At 59.8% G+C, this 14,960-nt stretch carries 18 protein-coding genes; 7 read left to right on the forward strand and 11 right to left on the reverse strand.

The features are described from left to right. Positions 1-93: 93 nt before the first annotated feature. Genes AB8B29_RS11260 through AB8B29_RS11270 form a run of 3 tightly spaced genes read right to left on the reverse strand, consistent with a single transcriptional unit; the run spans position 94 to position 1,747 of the window. Positions 94-552: a hypothetical protein gene (locus AB8B29_RS11260; protein WP_439006530.1), complete on the reverse strand. Its 459-nt coding sequence runs from the start codon at positions 550-552 to the stop codon at positions 94-96. Further along, a complete protein-coding gene (locus tag AB8B29_RS11265; protein WP_439006531.1) occupies positions 552-1,442 on the reverse strand; it encodes a ParB N-terminal domain-containing protein in 891 nt (296 codons plus the stop codon). The genes AB8B29_RS11260 and AB8B29_RS11265 overlap by 1 nt, the downstream gene beginning before the upstream one ends. After that, the gene (locus AB8B29_RS11270; RefSeq protein WP_439006532.1) at positions 1,439-1,747 is read right to left on the reverse strand and encodes a helix-turn-helix domain-containing protein; all 309 of its coding nucleotides are present in this window, start codon (positions 1,745-1,747) and stop codon (positions 1,439-1,441) included. Before AB8B29_RS11270 ends, AB8B29_RS11265 begins: the two co-directional genes overlap by 4 nt. Before the next feature lie 250 nt (positions 1,748-1,997). Here AB8B29_RS11270 and AB8B29_RS11275 point away from each other — a divergent pair, with 250 nt between their 5' ends. Together AB8B29_RS11275 and AB8B29_RS11280 are read left to right on the forward strand one after the other, a co-directional pair. Beyond that, positions 1,998-2,411 carry a helix-turn-helix domain-containing protein gene (locus tag AB8B29_RS11275; protein ID WP_439006533.1) on the forward strand — a complete coding sequence of 138 codons (414 nt, stop codon included), beginning with the start codon at positions 1,998-2,000 and terminating at the stop codon, positions 2,409-2,411. A gap of 364 nt (positions 2,412-2,775) precedes the next feature. Further along, a complete protein-coding gene (locus AB8B29_RS11280; RefSeq protein WP_439006534.1) occupies positions 2,776-3,273 on the forward strand; it encodes a hypothetical protein in 498 nt (165 codons plus the stop codon). A 640-nt stretch (positions 3,274-3,913) separates the two neighbouring features. Here AB8B29_RS11280 and AB8B29_RS11285 read toward each other — a convergent pair. The 4 genes from AB8B29_RS11285 to AB8B29_RS11300 all read right to left on the reverse strand — a co-directional run bounded on the left by AB8B29_RS11285 (position 3,914) and on the right by AB8B29_RS11300 (position 6,536). Then, positions 3,914-4,663 carry an SDR family oxidoreductase gene (locus AB8B29_RS11285; protein WP_113118477.1) on the reverse strand — a complete coding sequence of 250 codons (750 nt, stop codon included), beginning with the start codon at positions 4,661-4,663 and terminating at the stop codon, positions 3,914-3,916. Between the two features lie 123 nt (positions 4,664-4,786). Beyond that, complete coding sequence (locus tag AB8B29_RS11290) at positions 4,787-5,701, reverse strand: AraC family transcriptional regulator (RefSeq protein ID WP_047638716.1); 915 nt, start codon at positions 5,699-5,701, stop codon at positions 4,787-4,789. 80 nt (positions 5,702-5,781) lie between these two features. Next, complete coding sequence (locus tag AB8B29_RS11295; RefSeq protein ID WP_439006535.1) at positions 5,782-6,051, reverse strand: hypothetical protein; 270 nt, start codon at positions 6,049-6,051, stop codon at positions 5,782-5,784. Next, positions 6,048-6,536 carry a class I SAM-dependent methyltransferase gene (locus tag AB8B29_RS11300; RefSeq protein WP_439006536.1) on the reverse strand — a complete coding sequence of 163 codons (489 nt, stop codon included), beginning with the start codon at positions 6,534-6,536 and terminating at the stop codon, positions 6,048-6,050. The genes AB8B29_RS11295 and AB8B29_RS11300 overlap by 4 nt, the downstream gene beginning before the upstream one ends. Before the next feature lie 406 nt (positions 6,537-6,942). On the opposite strand from AB8B29_RS11300, the gene AB8B29_RS11305 reads away from it, so the two are divergent. Beyond that, a complete protein-coding gene (locus tag AB8B29_RS11305) occupies positions 6,943-8,133 on the forward strand; it encodes an SH3 domain-containing protein (RefSeq protein WP_162740587.1) in 1,191 nt (396 codons plus the stop codon). A gap of 557 nt (positions 8,134-8,690) precedes the next feature. Beyond that, a complete protein-coding gene (locus AB8B29_RS11310) occupies positions 8,691-9,152 on the forward strand; it encodes a cupin domain-containing protein (protein ID WP_113118475.1) in 462 nt (153 codons plus the stop codon). 72 nt (positions 9,153-9,224) lie between these two features. Here AB8B29_RS11310 and AB8B29_RS11315 read toward each other — a convergent pair whose 3' ends face one another. Beyond that, positions 9,225-9,743, reverse strand: coding sequence for a GNAT family N-acetyltransferase (locus AB8B29_RS11315; protein WP_113118474.1), 519 nt, complete (start codon positions 9,741-9,743; stop codon positions 9,225-9,227). Positions 9,744-9,759: 16 nt separating this feature from the next. Beyond that, positions 9,760-10,755, reverse strand: a complete 996-nt coding sequence (locus tag AB8B29_RS11320) for a LysR family transcriptional regulator (protein WP_113118473.1) — start codon at positions 10,753-10,755, stop codon at positions 9,760-9,762. A gap of 120 nt (positions 10,756-10,875) precedes the next feature. On the opposite strand from AB8B29_RS11320, the gene AB8B29_RS11325 reads away from it, so the two are divergent. Beyond that, the gene (locus AB8B29_RS11325; RefSeq protein ID WP_113118472.1) at positions 10,876-12,276 is read left to right on the forward strand and encodes an MFS transporter; all 1,401 of its coding nucleotides are present in this window, start codon (positions 10,876-10,878) and stop codon (positions 12,274-12,276) included. A gap of 45 nt (positions 12,277-12,321) precedes the next feature. Here AB8B29_RS11325 and AB8B29_RS11330 read toward each other — a convergent pair whose 3' ends face one another. Beyond that, entirely contained in the window at positions 12,322-13,584 is a 1,263-nt protein-coding gene (locus AB8B29_RS11330) for a sigma-70 family RNA polymerase sigma factor (protein WP_113118518.1), read from the reverse strand. Between the two features lie 25 nt (positions 13,585-13,609). Further along, positions 13,610-14,008 (reverse strand): YciI family protein, encoded by a 399-nt coding sequence (locus AB8B29_RS11335; protein ID WP_047562501.1) that lies wholly within the window; start codon positions 14,006-14,008, stop codon positions 13,610-13,612. Here AB8B29_RS11335 and AB8B29_RS11340 point away from each other — a divergent pair. After that, positions 13,998-14,348, forward strand: coding sequence for a hypothetical protein (locus tag AB8B29_RS11340; RefSeq protein WP_162740586.1), 351 nt, complete (start codon positions 13,998-14,000; stop codon positions 14,346-14,348). The genes AB8B29_RS11335 and AB8B29_RS11340 overlap by 11 nt on opposite strands. Positions 14,349-14,382: 34 nt before the next feature. Then, the gene (locus AB8B29_RS11345) at positions 14,383-14,760 is read left to right on the forward strand and encodes a VOC family protein (protein ID WP_047562498.1); all 378 of its coding nucleotides are present in this window, start codon (positions 14,383-14,385) and stop codon (positions 14,758-14,760) included. The last annotated feature ends 200 nt before the right edge of the window (positions 14,761-14,960 follow it).

Raw genomic sequence — 14,960 nt, forward strand, 5'->3', positions numbered from 1 at the left:
CGTTTGCAGCTACCCGAAGCCCGCAACGGCGAGAGCTGTCGTCGCAATCAGGCAGCGGGCAGGTAAGGCATGGGTGAAGGTTCGGTCTCGGGGTCATCTTAGCCCTTTCACGCGGCCCATGAGCGAATCGCGGCGGCGTGTCCGCGCCTCGATCTCTTGGTCTTCGCGCCAAATTTCGATGATATCGGCATACCGTTCGGGCACGGCCACATAGCCCGCGAAGCCGCAAACGAATGCCAGAAGGTCGTAGCACTCGGTCACCTCCAAGAGCGCGATGAAGCGCTCTAGGGTGATCTTGTGATCCTTGCGGGCGGGGCTGGCGTAGCAATCCAGCATGTTCTCCGTCACCCGCTGGTCGAGATACTCGGACATTTCCTGGGCGATCTCGGCTCGGGACTTTCCGTATTTGTCCATCGCCAATTTCACGACGCGGCAGATCTTTACGTCGAGCGTGCCGCCCTTAGTGAGGTCCGGGTCGATGCGCGCCGCGACTTCCTGGGGCTGATAGTCCCGCCACAAATCGAGGGTTTCTGTGTCGCGGCGCTTTGGCATCAGATCCGCCCCGTACGCTGCAACCACTTCACAATGCGATCGGTATGAGGAGCGAAAGCCGTCTCAAGTTCATCGTCAAGCAGCTTGGTGATCGCCCGGTTGAGAGACTCGAACTTCTTCTCAACGTGGTTTGGCAGCCGGCCGTTTTCGATAATGGCCAGCGCGTCGGTTACGCTCGACGCCTTTGGGTCATCCCCCATCATGAGGTCGAGAACCTTGATCTGGATGGCGGGCGTCTGCTCGGAAAGAAGCTTCAGGTTGCCCTGATGCCCTGCGAGCCATGTCTCGGCGCAACGAGCGCGGGACGCAACCGACAGCCCCTTCCAAATCGCGACCGCTATGCGGATTGCGCGTTCGGACAGCCCCACCTTTTCCGCCACAGCAACCGAGAAGCCAAAAACCTCCGGTGCTGGTTGGTCGTCGTTGGCAAACGGCAAAATCTGCCGTTTGCCGCCAGTGTGCTGATTTCCACGATCGCCACCGCGCTTGGCGGCGGGATAAAGACGCTCATAGACCTGCTTCAGTTCGTAGAGGTGGTGGCAGCGATCGAGGGCCTTCAGATCTTGCCGCGCAAGGTTCTCCATGACCTCTTCCATGCGCGCCTCATCGTCGGAAGCAGCCTGGGATAGAGTGTATGGGATTTCCTGCTCGCCATTGAGCCGGAAGGCTTCAAGGCGGTGCAGACCGGTAACCAGCCGGAGCCGGTTGTCGACCAGACGGAGACGAATGGGATGCTGCAACACTTCCGTTTGGAGGATGGCCGCCAGTGCAGCCACCCAGGTTTCGTCCAGCTGGCGGGCGCGGTCATCGGGCACGTCGATATCCGCAACAAGTGCGGATAGCACCGCCCGGTCAGCGACCTTGGTATTGGCTGACAACATCTTGTTCATGCGGCTGCCCTGATGTCAGCGGCCAAGGCAGATTTTTGGCTTTCTAACGATCCCTCATATTTGCTATCAAGGATGCGGGATTTCTTGACGGGATACCGATCCGGCCAAAGCTCTTCGACCTTCATGCCAAGGAACGAAGCAATGGCAGCCTCGGCTTTGCGGTATGGGATAGTCTTGGCTTTCCGGCATGCAGATTTCGGAAGGTTATTAAGCTCGGCGAGCTTGGTGAGCGTCATACCACGGCGGTGAAGCGCCGAGACGATACCATGCCAGTCTAGCTTAGGCTTTTTCACAGTTGCACTCACAGGATTTCTCCCTTCGAAAGCGGGTGTTGGCGCATCCGCTTTTTGTTGGAACACTTGGTACAGTTGTCCTCCGCATCAGCGGTGGACTAAGAGGAGAGTTAACAGAGATTCGCTGTTTTGAAAACAGAGAATTTCTGTATTTGCGATGGCGCGTCCCCAGATATCCAGAACGCCTCTCGGGCAGAGGCTGACCGACGTTAGAAAAGCGCTTGGCTTTGAGGCTAGGCTGCGGCTCGCTGAGGTATTGGAGATGAATGCCGAGACGCTAGGGGGATATGAGCGGGGCGACAGTGAGCCGGACCTGCAGTTCCTTGCCATGTATAAACAGAGATTTTCTGTTAATATGAACTGGCTGATTGGCGGCCATGGCGAGATGTTCGAGGGTCGAACAAACACTAACCAGACACCCGATCAGCTGGACGTTGAGCTAATGGAATCGCTGTCTGATCGTGTTGCTGAGATCTACCGATCTGTTGGGCAAAAGCCGCCTATTCGGCGCTTGGCGCGCGAGGCGGCCAATCTCTACAACGAACTATCGAAAGTCGTTGGCGACATGCGAGATACCGAAGAGATCGCGGCGACGTTGCCCCGTCTGGAATTTGAGCTGAAAAAAAGATTGCAGAAAGCAGATAGCCAACCCGGTACCGGCAAACGTTTGGCCTGATGCTGGTCCGCCTTTGATAGGGCAGCCGTGAGCATCAGCCGGCCACAACGTGACGGCGGGACAAGGTGCAAAAGTGCTGATGAGGTGGGTTGGTTTGTCGGCCGTTATGGCGGAGACATTACCTTATAAGTAGAATTAAGAAATGTTGATGCAACTATTGATCTAAATAAATCTGCGTACTGCATACTATAACGCCCCCAAAACGGAGCTACGTTAGATTGCGCACAATCGTTCTGCAACTGAGAAATTGACATCTCGTATGTAAGTGAGCGCAATCCAGAGCTGCGGTTTTCGCTTGAAGGGAGCGTCTCGATGTGCACAACCTTGCGCCACACGTTCTGACGTCACAACTGGAGAGTAACGAGTGAGCAAAGCTGTGTGCATTGGATTGGCGGCGCTGTTGTCCGCAGGGACAGCCCAGGCGCAAAATGCGGAAGAAACGGCGGCCTTTATCCTCTTCGGAGCCGAGGACGGCAGAACGTATGATGACGGTGCCACGCACTTCTCGATACAGCAGGTCACAGCGTCGCCAGCGGTTTACCATATAACAGTTTCCCCCAGCAGGCCGACGCGAACCGAGGTTAGCGTCGAGCGGATCAACGATTGCAATTACATCGCTAGGTGGAAGGGGAACTATGGGAAAGGCTCTGGCGAAACTAAGATCGACTTCTCCAAGTTTGTGAAGTTCAACCGTTTCGATGACTTTTCGTTTCTTCAATTTAACGGCACGTGTGCCGTTAGCACTGACGGCAAGTGCTCTGACTCTTATGGCGTATCGAAAGGCAGCCAAGCAGACGACGCCCGTACCGATGCTGCGGTGGCCTATCTCAAGACAACATTTTGCTCCGGGTCCGCGTTTTAAGAACGCCTAGCTCAGATCGCCGACGCGTCTTGTCGCTCGATTTTTTGGCCTTCCCACCATCCGACCGGTTCGCACCTTTGCTTGGGGCGTAAATAACCAATAAACTCAGATGCTTGCATGTGGTGGGCAATCGCTCGGAACGGTGCGCAATCTTTTCCCACCTCTAAACCTCATCCCCGCCCCATCTTGCTGGCAGTCGCTCAATCCGTTGGCTGGCTGCCTGCGCGCGAAAACTAGGGTGGAACCCGCGACATCCCTTTGCTAGTCGGCTTTAGGAAGAATGCGTTCTTGTCAGCGCGATTGGCAGAACAATGCGAGAAGAATGCGTGAATCTGTGCCAAAGCTTGCGCGCTTTATCGGCTCTTTCGGCCACCGTTTTGCATTTCCCGCGCTGTCCCGCGTTAGCGCCACGATAGGGATTTTCCTTATATTACCGTGACTTCGGGGTTGGGTTCAGTTCACTGTGACTTGTGACAAAGGTAACACCCCCCTACACCCGCTCCGCATTTAAAAACGGCGGCATTCGGCGGAGAAAAGTTCGTATTCTTTGGATGGTAAAGATGGCCGACGAACAGGCAGCACCGGCGGGGAGGCCGATGCTGCGCTGTGATTGTCCTTTGATGATCAGGACGCTTTGCGCTTACCGGTGACGAGCCTCGTAGAGCGCGACCGCGTCGGCACCGCCCGGAAACTGAAGGCGACCTGTTGTGTCGTGGGCTGCATCCCATATGGCCGCGGCGACATCCGTTTCCTTCGTCGTCATGGCGGGGTGAGCAAATTCCGCGAAGATCGGCGTCGCGAAGCCGGCATAGGTCGGCGGGATCAGATCCTCGATCCGCACATCCGTATTCTGTGCGAAACGCGTCGTCGGGGCATAGCCGGGCTCGACCAGCTTGGCGCGGACATTGAAATAGCCAAGTTCATGCGCGAGCGAGCCGGTAAAACCCTCGATCGCCTGCTTGCTCGCGGTATAGGCCGCCGCCAGCGGCATGGCGGCGAGCGTCACGCTCGAGGTCACGTTGACGATCACGCCGGACCGGCGTTCACGCATCTGCGGTATGACGGCCTGGCACATAGCCATGACGCCGAACGTGTTGGTGGCGAAGACCTTGCGGATGTGCGCCATCGGCGTCGCCTCGAACGCGCCCACAACACCGATGCCGGCATTATTGACCAGCACGTCAATGGGGCCGGCGGCCGCGACGGCGGCGGCGATACTCTCGTCGCTTGTCACATCAAGCGGCATAACGCGCAGCCGGGGCGAGGCCGGGAAAAGGCTGGCGTCGGGGCGGCGCATCGTGGCGATCACATTCCAGCCCTTGTCGAGGAAATGGCGTGCCGTCTCCAGGCCGTAGCCAGAGGATGTGCCGGTGATCAGGATCGTTTGCATGGGAACCTCCATTCGTTTCGGATGGTTCCTTGATAGCGCCGATCATCTGGACGAAATATAATTCATTATCCATTTATATTGTTCAATCGTCCAGGTCGGCAATAAACTCGCCCGCCCTTGATCTCAGGCGTGGCCGACGCTGCCATTCATCCGGGCAAATCTTCCTGGCGGACACCCAAGCCGCTTACGGAACGCCGTGCTGAAGGCGCTGGCAGAATCGTAGCCGATGTCGTCGGCGATCCGGTCGAGGGACTTTGCGCCGCGCAACAAGGCATCCTTGGCCAGCGCCATCCGCCAGCGGACGAGATATTCGATCGGACCGCAGCCGAGCTCCGCGCCAAAGCGCGCGGCAAAGGCGGAACGCGATTGGCCGGCGATTCGGGCAAGGCCTGCAACTGTCCAGTCTGCGCGCACATCGGCATGCATCGCCGCAAGCACGCGCGCGAGCGCCGGATCGCGCATGCCATGCAGCAGACCAGCGCGGTCTTCGCCCATGGTGGTTCCCTGCGAGCGAAGCGCCTCGATGAGAAGAACTTCAAGCATGCGCTGGAGGATCATATCCTTGCCCGGCTCGTCGCCACGGCACTCCTCGGCGATGAGATCGATCAGCCGTCCGAGCCGAGCCGATCGCCCTTCTGATGGCGGAACATGGATCATGCGCGGCAACAGGGCGAGCAGCAGCGGCGCGTTCGCCGCCTCGATACGAAACGTGCCGCCCAGCGCTATGAAATCCGCTTCACCCTCCTGCTCGCCATGGCGCACGGGCACATCCATCGGGTCTGTCGGTGTCCCGCCCAGGCCGGGACGACTGCTCAAGGTAAAGGCAGGGGTCGAGGGCAGGAGCAGAAATGCTCCCGTTTCCAGCTTCAAGGGCTCTTCGCCTTCAAATGCAATCCAGCATTCGCCCTTGAGAATGATCGTAAAGCCGGGGGCGTCATGCGCGGCATAGCGTACGGCCCAGGTGCCCCGGCCAGAAATGGGCTTCGAGATGGCCGTGTTCGGCCGAAGCAGGGCAATCACATCGCTTAGCGGGTCCACGTGGATGATCCATATAATATCGAGACAATTAATTATGGATCGTCCGAAGTGGCAAGTCCAGTGCCTGACGGCGGGCCTGGCTACAGCTTGCGATAGGCAAACATGCTCGTCTCATAAGGGAAGGAAATGTCACCGCCCTTTGAGAGTTCAGGGGTTCGCGCGATCAGCGCCCTTACCCGCTTTTCGACTTCCGCCTGTTTCTGCTGAGGCAAGGCCGCGATGAAGCTGACGGATAATGTCCGTTTGACAATGACCTGTTCTGCCGTTCCAACATGTGCGTTGCGGGCATGGCGCTCATCGATGAACTCAAATCCAGGTGCGGGAAAGACGCGGCGCCATTCCCCCGTCACATAGCGGGGCGTATTTCCCTCCCACTCGTCCGTGATGGCGGACAGTTCAGCGACCCATGGCACGGTCCGTCCCGCCCATTCCAAATGAGCCCCAGCACGCCGCCCGGCGCGAGAATCCGCCTGATCTCCTGCAAGGCGGCTGCGTTTGCGAACCAGTGGAATGCCTGCGCGCAGACGACGGCATCAACGGATGCGTCTGGCAAGGGGATAGCTTCCGCCGAACCGGCCAGAGCCTGGACCTCCGGAAAGTCGGCCGTAAATTGCTCGCGCATGGCATCGATAGGCTCAACCGCAACGAGGGTTCCTCCGCATTGCCGCAACAAGGGCATAAACTTTCCTGTGCCGGCACCCAATTCCAGAACTTTCCGGCCGGGTCCGACACCCACGATGCCGCGCAACCAGTCCAGCGCCTCGGGCGGATAGCCTGGTCGCCCGCCGACATAGGCCGCAGCACCGGTCTTGTAGCCTTCAGATGATGTATGCATTGCGATGGTCCTTGCTTGGTGGGATTTTGCCTGATCGTCGAGGCGGGTGCATTTAGGCGGGCTTAGAGAGCTATGGCGTAGACGTAGGGGTAGACGTAGTTATCATCATCACCCGGCGCGGTGCGCCAATAATTTCCTAATGCATTGAAAGCTCAAAACAGCTTAGCTTCCTAGACCTTGGAATGGCCCGCTACTTCACATGGCTAGAGCACAAAGGTTGGACACATTAGATGGTAGGAAGGTCTCGATGGGGTGCGTCAGCCGGACTCGCCCTTAACGATCATTCCAATTGGTTAACACACCCATCTTGTGAAACGCGCGGCGATGTCCCACTATACCTTCGGGGTAGTCCTGGGTCTTTCGTGTTATGCCGAATTTGCCTTGCGGAAAATATAGAGGCGCTGCCTTGCTGGTAGCTCTTGGTTTATTGGCGGCGAGCGGTAGCCCGGTGTTGGCGGCCCTGTCGTACACCCCCGGGGTGACCGATAACGGGTTGCATTATCTCATAGTGAACGGTGAATTTGAGAGCACGGACGATCTTTCCAAGTTCGTTACCTCTGCTCAGATTAGCAACACGCAGGCTGTGACCTTCAGTTCTCCCGGTGGCAGTGTCGCAAAGGCTATGGAGCTAGGCCGGCTTATTCGGTCTCTGCATCTGGTTACCATGCAGGCTCGCGCCCTTGAGTGCGCCTCGGCATGTTCGCTCGCCTTCATGGGAGGCACTCTACGTTTTGCCCAGCCGGGCGCCATCGGTGTCCATAAATCATCGTTCTCAGACGAGACAACGCTGAATGTTGCGGATGCCGTTTCAGCTGTTCAGCAGATGACGGCCAATATCATTGCCTACATGACAGAGATGGGCGTAGATCCTGCCCTCCTCCAGCTCGCCCTTACCTATAACAGCGATGACATCCGATATCTCTCCGGCAGCGAAATGGAGAAATATCACCTTACGATGACCGGAACGCAACCGAGCGAAGCCCCTACTGCTCAGACGGCAACTATGCCTCTCCCAAGCATCAAGCCGCTCGCTCTGCCTCCAGCCGGCCAAGCTGCGTCCCAGCAACCATCAACCCAGGCAAGCTTACCGCCAACCGCGGAGCCGTTGCCGTCGCTCGCTATCCCAGTTGCCAAAAGCGGCCGCGTGCAGAACTACAAAGGACAAGCACCGCTTAAGGCCGCCCCCTCTTCGGATTCGCAAACCGTTGTGACCTTCATGAACGGCAGCTCGCTTACCATTCTGGACGATACCGGCAAGTGGTTCCATGTCCGGATCGGAAACAAGGTCGGCTACATGTTCCGCTCTTGGGTCTGGGTCGCGGAGTTTGGCGCTGGGCCTTATGGTTCACAGTTCGTCCAGGTGAAGAGCTTCGACAACTACCCCCAGACCGAGCAATACGTTCGCGGTTCGCCGCTTCCGCTTACGGCCTTCCTCGCAAGTAACGGCTGGTTTGCCATCACGCTCGACCGAACGTTTGACCCTGACGACGCCGAGGCGCTGTTGACCAAACTGAAGGCCAGCGGCTCCATTCCAGACGATGCCATCGCTACTTGGGGTAACGCGTTCGTTCGAAAGGTTTGCTGCACAAAGCAGTGATTGCGATCAGCCTTGAGAGGCTTGGTGCCCGCTGCAAATCATGTACCAGCACGCGTCTTTATCTTCGCTCTCTTGCCATCCCGGCAAGCACAGCACCACGCGATGGAATTTCGCATTGCAGAGACCATGCACGGCGAGAAGCCGAGGATCTCCAAAGAAGTACGGCTTGATTTTGTTGTCTCGTACCCATTGAGGAACTGCATTCCAATCCGACACGCCAGCAGTCGTTCCAAGACGGCCTACGGCGCAGGATTTCCAGTTGGATACGGTGATGGTCTGATCGCATGCGGCGGCGAGCGTCGTGACGTGTGCGAAGACCGCTAAAGCCCCGACTAGCACTCTGACTCCAAGCATTTGCTGCCCTCTAATGCTAATACCGTACATCATGGTTGGTTGAAGGCATGAAGGCAACACCGAGTGCATTCTTTGGCGCTTGCCCGTCCAGCACCCTAAAAGAAGTGTTCGCGACACCAAACTGGACCATGACCAGCAATCATTGCTAAACTCCCCTCGACGCCGACAGCCTCCCCCAATAGCAAATCCCAGGCAGAACCCTCATGCCGAAGATCGACATTGCAGCCGTGGCGAAACACAAAGGCACCCGCTACCCCGCCCCATTCAACGATCCATGCGCCGCGCGCGTACGGCAGCGGCTGGGGGATGCCGGCGGCCTTACGGATTTCGGGGTCAATCTCATGCGGTTGCCGTCCGGCAATTGGTCGAGCCAGCGGCATTGGCATTCGGAGGAAGACGAATTCGTCTATGTGCTGGAGGGCGAGCTGGCGCTGATCGAGGATGAGGGCGAGACGGTGCTGCGCGCCGGCGATTGCGCCACCTTCCCGAAGGGCTCCGGAAACGGCCATCACATGATCAACAAGTCGGACACGACGGCGGTTTATCTCGAAGCCGGCGCGCGCTCGCCGACCGACCTCATCACTTGCTCCGACATCGACATGATGAGTTCCAGCACCGACGGCCGGTTCGTGCACAAGGATGGCATGCCCTATCCCGACGGCTAGGCCGCTGCGCGCAATGCGGCGGCGGCGTGCCCGGATGGGAAATAATGACGACATCCTGGCCGTGAGGTCGATCTATTCGACTATGTCGCTACTCACGCGGGTCATCCGGCAGGACAAAAGATGCGTCGGCGCGCCATGCAGCATCACTTCCCGCTCGAAGTCGAAACCGCATTTTTCGAGTACGCGCCGGGAAGCCACATTGACGGGTCGAACGAGGCCGATCACTCGCTCGGCACGTAAGTCGTCGCGCGAAAAGGCCAGAGCCTCCTTCACCAGTTCCGTGGCATAGCCGCGTCCCCAGCAATCGGGATGCAGGTGATAGGAAAGATTGAGCCCCTCGAACTCCTTCGAGACGGTCACGCCACCGAACCCGATCGGCCGCCCTTCAGCCTCGATCGTCCAGCGTCCAAATCCGTGCACACGCCAGTGCGCCCGGTCACGGGAAAGGCGCCGGGCGCTCTCCTCAGGTGAATCCGGCGTCGGATTCGGTCGATGGGCAACAAGCTCGGGACGGGCAAAAAGTGACGTGACGAAGGCAAGATCCCGGTCTTCCGGCATACGCAAAGACAGACGTTGAGTGTGCCGCACCATGAAGACCGCCTTCGGGCTAGACCGCCTCGGCCAGGGCCGGCGGGTCGTAGCAACAGGCGGCCGTGGAAACGCCTATGCTGCAGCCGCTCGCCTCCAGCGCTTCAGTCACCACGTCCACGAACAGGCGGCGCAACCAAACGGCCCGGCTGTCGGCCTGATCGACGCGCCGATAGAGCATCGTCACCGGGTCGGCCGGCAGTTCGAATGGCGGCACCGAAACCGTCAGATCATGCAGCTGCGCCATGCAGCGGGCGATGGATTCCGGGATGGTCGCAATGGCCGGAATGGCCCGCAATGTCATCGGCAGAGCGGAAAAACGCGGCGCGGTCGCCACGACCTGGCGACGATAACCGAGGCGCGCCAGAGCGGCATCCACATTTGTGGATATCGTGCCTTCAATGGAGACGGTCACATGCGGCGCACTGGCAAATTGCTTCAGTGTGAGCGGCGCGGGGCATTTGAGATGGCGGGGATCGTAGATGCAGAGCGATGCCTGCTCGAACAACGGCGCGCGAATATGCCAGGAGGCAGGCTCGTCATGCACGGAGATGCTGAAGTCATAGGCGCCCTCGTCCAGCAGGCGCGCAGCGTCGCGCTTATCGAACGCCACGCTGACCAGCCGCGCATTCGGCGCTTCCTGACGCAACCTTGCCACCAGCGGCCCGAAGAAGGAGGATTCGAGATTGTCGCACATGCCGACGCGGAACTCGCCCTGCCAGTCCGCCGGATCGAAGGCCGCCGGCGGGCGAATGGCGCGCTCGATGCCGGACAGCGCATCCTCGATCGCCGGCGCAATGGAAAGCGCCCGCGGCGTCGGCTGCAAACCGCGCCCGACGCGCACGAACAATTCGTCATCCAGCGTCTCGCGCAACCGGCGTAACGCGGCGGAAAGGCCCGGCTGACCCAGCAACAGGCGCTCGGCCGCGCGGCTCACATTCCGCTCCTGCATCAGCACGGAAAAGGCGAGCAGCAGATTGAGATCGATTTTTCGAAGCGTTGCATCATTCATCATCGCCAGTAATACCTGACATTGTTACTATCAATTTGCAATAGGGTTTGAACGTGTACATTTTCTCGTTCCCTGCCGTTTGCAACCTCCCAAGAGGCGGCAGCACAGAAAGGAACGATCCCGATGACTTCTTCCCAAACCCGAAGCGGGGCTGGCTTGGCGTTGCTGCTGCTTTGCGCCGCCAACTTCCTGGACGCCATGGACGTCTCCACCATTGGCGTGGCCCTGCCCGCAATCCAGAAAGAGCTCGGCATGCAGGCGACATCGCTGCAATGGGCCGTCAGCGCCTATGTGCTCGGCTATGGCGGCTTCCTGCTGCTCGGCGGCCGCGTTGCCGATCTCTTCGGCCACCGCCGCGTGTTTCTCTGGTCGCTCGGCGTCTTTGCTGCCGCGAGCATTGCCGGCGGCTTCGTCGATAGCGCGCCGACCCTGATCGCCGCACGCCTGATCAAGGGCATCGCCGCCGCCTTCACCGCGCCGGCAGCCCTCGCACTGCTGCTCTCCGTCTTCGGAGAAGGCAACGCCCGCGCCAAGGCGCTCGGCGTATTCTCCTCGACAGGCGCCGCCGGCTTCGTGCTCGGCATGGTGCTGGGTGGGGCCGCGACCATCATCAGCTGGCGCGCAACCATCGTCATGGGTGCCCCCGTCGCCATCCTTGCGCTGATTGTCGCGCCCTTCGTCCTGCCCGCCGATCACAAGCGAAGCGGCCCACGCGCCCGCTTCGACTGGGCAGGCGCAATCACCATCACCCCCGGACTGCTGCTCTTCGTCTTCGGCGTCACCAACGCCGCGGCCGACGGCTGGCAGGCATTTGCCACCTGGGGATCACTGGTGGCGGCACTGGCGCTGATCCTGCTGTTCCTGCTGGTCGAGTCACGCCATGCCGACCCAATGGTGCCGCTTGCCATGTTCCGCCGCGCCAAGCTCAGCCACGCCAATGCCGTCGCTGCGCTGTTCCAGGGTGCCTATGTCGGCTTCCAGTTCATTGCGACGCTTTACTACCAGAATGTCGTCGGCTGGTCGGCCTTCGCCACCGGCTTCGCCTTCGCCCTCGGCGGCGTCTGCGTGATGTTCCTCGCCCCTCGCTTCGCCACGATCGGGCAGGCCCGCGGCACGACTTTGCTAATGACGTTCGGCGTCGGACTACAAGCCATCAGCTATCTTTTCTGGGTGCTCTCGGTCGGCCAGATCGACACGATCGTGCTGGTCGCCATCTCGCAGCTCCTGCTCGGCGTCGGCTATGCCATGACCTATCCGTCCATTCAGGTCGCGGCACTGTCCGATATCGAAGAGGATAAGTCCGGTCTGGCTTCGGGCATGCTCTTTGCCTCCTTCCAGATCGGCGGCGGTATTGTCCTGGCGGCAGCCTCGGCTGTCTTCGGCGCAGCCCCCAGCTACGGTTGGAACCCCTATATCGCCGGCATCGGCTTCGTGACGATCCTGGCTGTCGCGATCACGCTGCTCGCCGCCGTCGGCCCGCGGACATCGGCCGCAAGAGCGGCAAACTACCAGGCCGCCGAATAGACCCGAACACCACGACCCGCTCGTCAAAGAGCGGGTTCATTCCTTTCAGGCAGACGCTGCTTCAGCAGCCCGACGCATCAGCAAATCCCGCTCTCTCTGATTTCCGGCAAGCGCCGCGGCCGCCTCGAAGGCACAACACGCCTCGTCATACCGGCCGAGCTTATAGAGAAGATCGCCGCGAACGCTGGGCAGGAGATGATAGCCTTTCAATGCGGGCTCATGCGCGAGTTGCTCGACGATCTCCAGCGCCGCCTCGGGGCCGTCGACCATGCCGATGGCGACGGCGCGGTTGAGCTCCACGACCGGAGAGCGCAGGATCGCGGCGAGCTCCGCATAGAGTTCGGCAATCCGTCTCCAATCGGTTTCCCCGGCTGTGTGAGCCCTCGCATGGCAGGCGACAATCGCCGCTTGAAGGGCATAGACGCCACCGGCGCCGCCCAGTTCCCGCACCCGCGCCAGCGCCTGCAAACCGCGATGGATCTGCAACTGATCCCAAAGCGCACGATTTTGATCGAGCAGCAGGATCGGATCACCGGCGGCGTCCGTCCGCGCCGCCGCGCGGGAAGCGTTCAATTCCATCAGGGCAAGCAGCGCATGCGCTTCCGGCTCCTGCGGCGCCACCGACGTCAGCACCCGGCCCAATCGCAGCGCCTCGTTGCAGAGCTGCAACCGCAGCCAGTTTTCACCCCGCGCCGCCGTGTAACCTTCATTGAAGATCAGATAGACGACCTCCAGCACCGTGGCCAATCGCTGCGACAGCTCCTCGCCATGCGGCGTTTCGTAAGACAGTCCCGAGTCCGACAGCGTCCGCTTGGCGCGGACGATGCGCTGGGCGATCGTCGCTTCCGACAGGAGAAACGCCCTGGCGATCTCCTCCGTCGTCAGTCCACAGACCATCCGCAAGGCCAGCGCGACACGCGCCTCGCGAGACAGCAGCGGATGACAAGCAGTGAAAACCAGCCGCAGCATTTCATCGCCGATATCATCATCCAGGGCGGCATCGAGATCCGGCATGACCTGCTGATCCTCTTCCATGTCCCTGACAATCATGTCGTGCTTGCGATCGAGCATCTGACGACGGCGCAAATCATCAAGCGCCCGGCGTTTGGCCGTCGCCATGAGCCAGGCGCCGGGTCGCTCCGGGATGCCCGCCTCCGGCCAGCGCTCCAGGGCGGCAACCAGAGCCTCCTGCGTCAGATCCTCGGCGAGCGGAACATCGCGCAGCATCCTCGCCAGGCTCGTGATCAGCCTGGGCTGCTCGATCCGCCACACGGCGAGGATCGTCCGATGGGTGCCGGCGGCCGTCACGGCCGCCTCTCCCGATTGCAGATCATCAGTGCCCGACGGCCGCATGGGGGAGCGGATCGCATACACCCTCCGCATGTGGTTCGAAGTAGGCGCGCACTTCGCATGTTCCCTCCCAGCCCGGCATGAAATCCTTGTGCAACTGCATGAACTCGACCGCCAGCGCCACGGCCTCTTCCTTGCTCTGCAGCTCGAAGATCGCATAGCCGCCGACGACTTCCTTGGCCTCCACGAAAGGCCCGTCGACAACGCTCAGCTCGCGATCCCGTATGGTGACGCGAGCGCCGGTCGCAAGCGGCATCAAGCCCGCCGTATCGATCATGCGACCGGCTTTGATCTCCCGATCGGCAAGCTTGTTTATGGCATCGAGAAGCTCCGGTGTCGGTTGCATGAAATCGGTAGAAGTGACGATAGACATGAAACGCATGGGACGATTCCTCCAGAAACGAGCCGCCGGCACCATTGCCGCTCAAATGAACCCGCTCATATTGACGACGAAGCGGCCATCGGAAAATCGACAGGCGCTTTTAAAAAAATTTGCGATCGCTTCCGAACGACAGAAAATCGAACCTCCAGGCCGGCCAATTTACCAATATCGACAGCATGGAAGCAACTTGCCTGGAACCGGAGAGGCTGGACTGGGCGACATCCTGATCCACCGCGTTGCCTTTGTTGACTTCCCACAATCGTTGCAAGATGGTGGGGCCAAATTGGACCTGCGGACTTTGGAATATCCGACGCTTCCCCAGCAGCACGGATTTCCGTAATGCTCCGCAGACAACACGGCGGGAGCTCGTTTCTATGTTCGACCATATCTCGATCGGCGTCAAAGACCTGGCGCGGGCGCAGCAGTTTTACGACGCAACACTTTCGACGCTTGGCTATGAACGCCTGAGCAATTTCGACGGCACCATCGGTTATGGCGCGGAACGGCCCCAGTTCTGGGTCAGCGAAGTGGAGCGGCCGGTGCCCGCCGATCGCGGTTCCGGCCTGCATTTCTGCTTCGTCGCTCCAAGCCGGGAAGCCGTCGACGCCTTCCATGCCGCCGGCATTGCCAATGGCGGCGAAGACAACGGCAAGCCGGGTATAAGGCCAGATTACAGCCAGTTCTACTATGCAACTTTCGTGATCGATCCCGACGGCTATCGGCTGGAAGCCTATTTCAAGGTCGGCGAATAGACGGCAATCCGCAATAAGCGGCGAAATGCAGCCAATCCGCCGACCCAACCTCGAATTCACTTAGCCAGCTAATGGATTTTTTCAGGCATTTCTATCTTTCAGGTTGCTGTCAGGCTTCTGTTGTAAGGGCCGCCGTGGGGCGGCTATAGCGGTGATTTACAAAAACACTGGTGGGCGCTTGTCTTAGATTTGTTTATGAC

Source organism: Rhizobium sp. 11_C7_N12_5 (genome assembly GCF_051811145.1).
In the GTDB taxonomy this organism is placed as follows: Bacteria; Pseudomonadota; Alphaproteobacteria; order Rhizobiales; family Rhizobiaceae; genus Rhizobium; species Rhizobium lusitanum.

Coding starts and splice junctions, on each gene's coding strand:
- AB8B29_RS11260 (WP_439006530.1), bottom strand. CDS start 552: ATGCCAAAGCGCCGCGACACAGAAACCCTCGATTTGTGGCGGGACTAT.
- AB8B29_RS11265 (WP_439006531.1), bottom strand. CDS start 1,442: ATGAACAAGATGTTGTCAGCCAATACCAAGGTCGCTGACCGGGCGGTG.
- AB8B29_RS11275 (WP_439006533.1), top strand. CDS start 1,998: ATGAATGCCGAGACGCTAGGGGGATATGAGCGGGGCGACAGTGAGCCG.
- AB8B29_RS11285 (WP_113118477.1), bottom strand. CDS start 4,663: ATGCAAACGATCCTGATCACCGGCACATCCTCTGGCTACGGCCTGGAG.
- AB8B29_RS11300 (WP_439006536.1), bottom strand. CDS start 6,536: ATGCATACATCATCTGAAGGCTACAAGACCGGTGCTGCGGCCTATGTC.
- AB8B29_RS11310 (WP_113118475.1), top strand. CDS start 8,691: ATGCCGAAGATCGACATTGCAGCCGTGGCGAAACACAAAGGCACCCGC.
- AB8B29_RS11315 (WP_113118474.1), bottom strand. CDS start 9,743: ATGGTGCGGCACACTCAACGTCTGTCTTTGCGTATGCCGGAAGACCGG.
- AB8B29_RS11320 (WP_113118473.1), bottom strand. CDS start 10,755: ATGATGAATGATGCAACGCTTCGAAAAATCGATCTCAATCTGCTGCTC.
- AB8B29_RS11325 (WP_113118472.1), top strand. CDS start 10,876: ATGACTTCTTCCCAAACCCGAAGCGGGGCTGGCTTGGCGTTGCTGCTG.
- AB8B29_RS11340 (WP_162740586.1), top strand. CDS start 13,998: ATGAAACGCATGGGACGATTCCTCCAGAAACGAGCCGCCGGCACCATT.
- AB8B29_RS11335 (WP_047562501.1), bottom strand. CDS start 14,008: ATGCGTTTCATGTCTATCGTCACTTCTACCGATTTCATGCAACCGACA.
- AB8B29_RS11345 (WP_047562498.1), top strand. CDS start 14,383: ATGTTCGACCATATCTCGATCGGCGTCAAAGACCTGGCGCGGGCGCAG.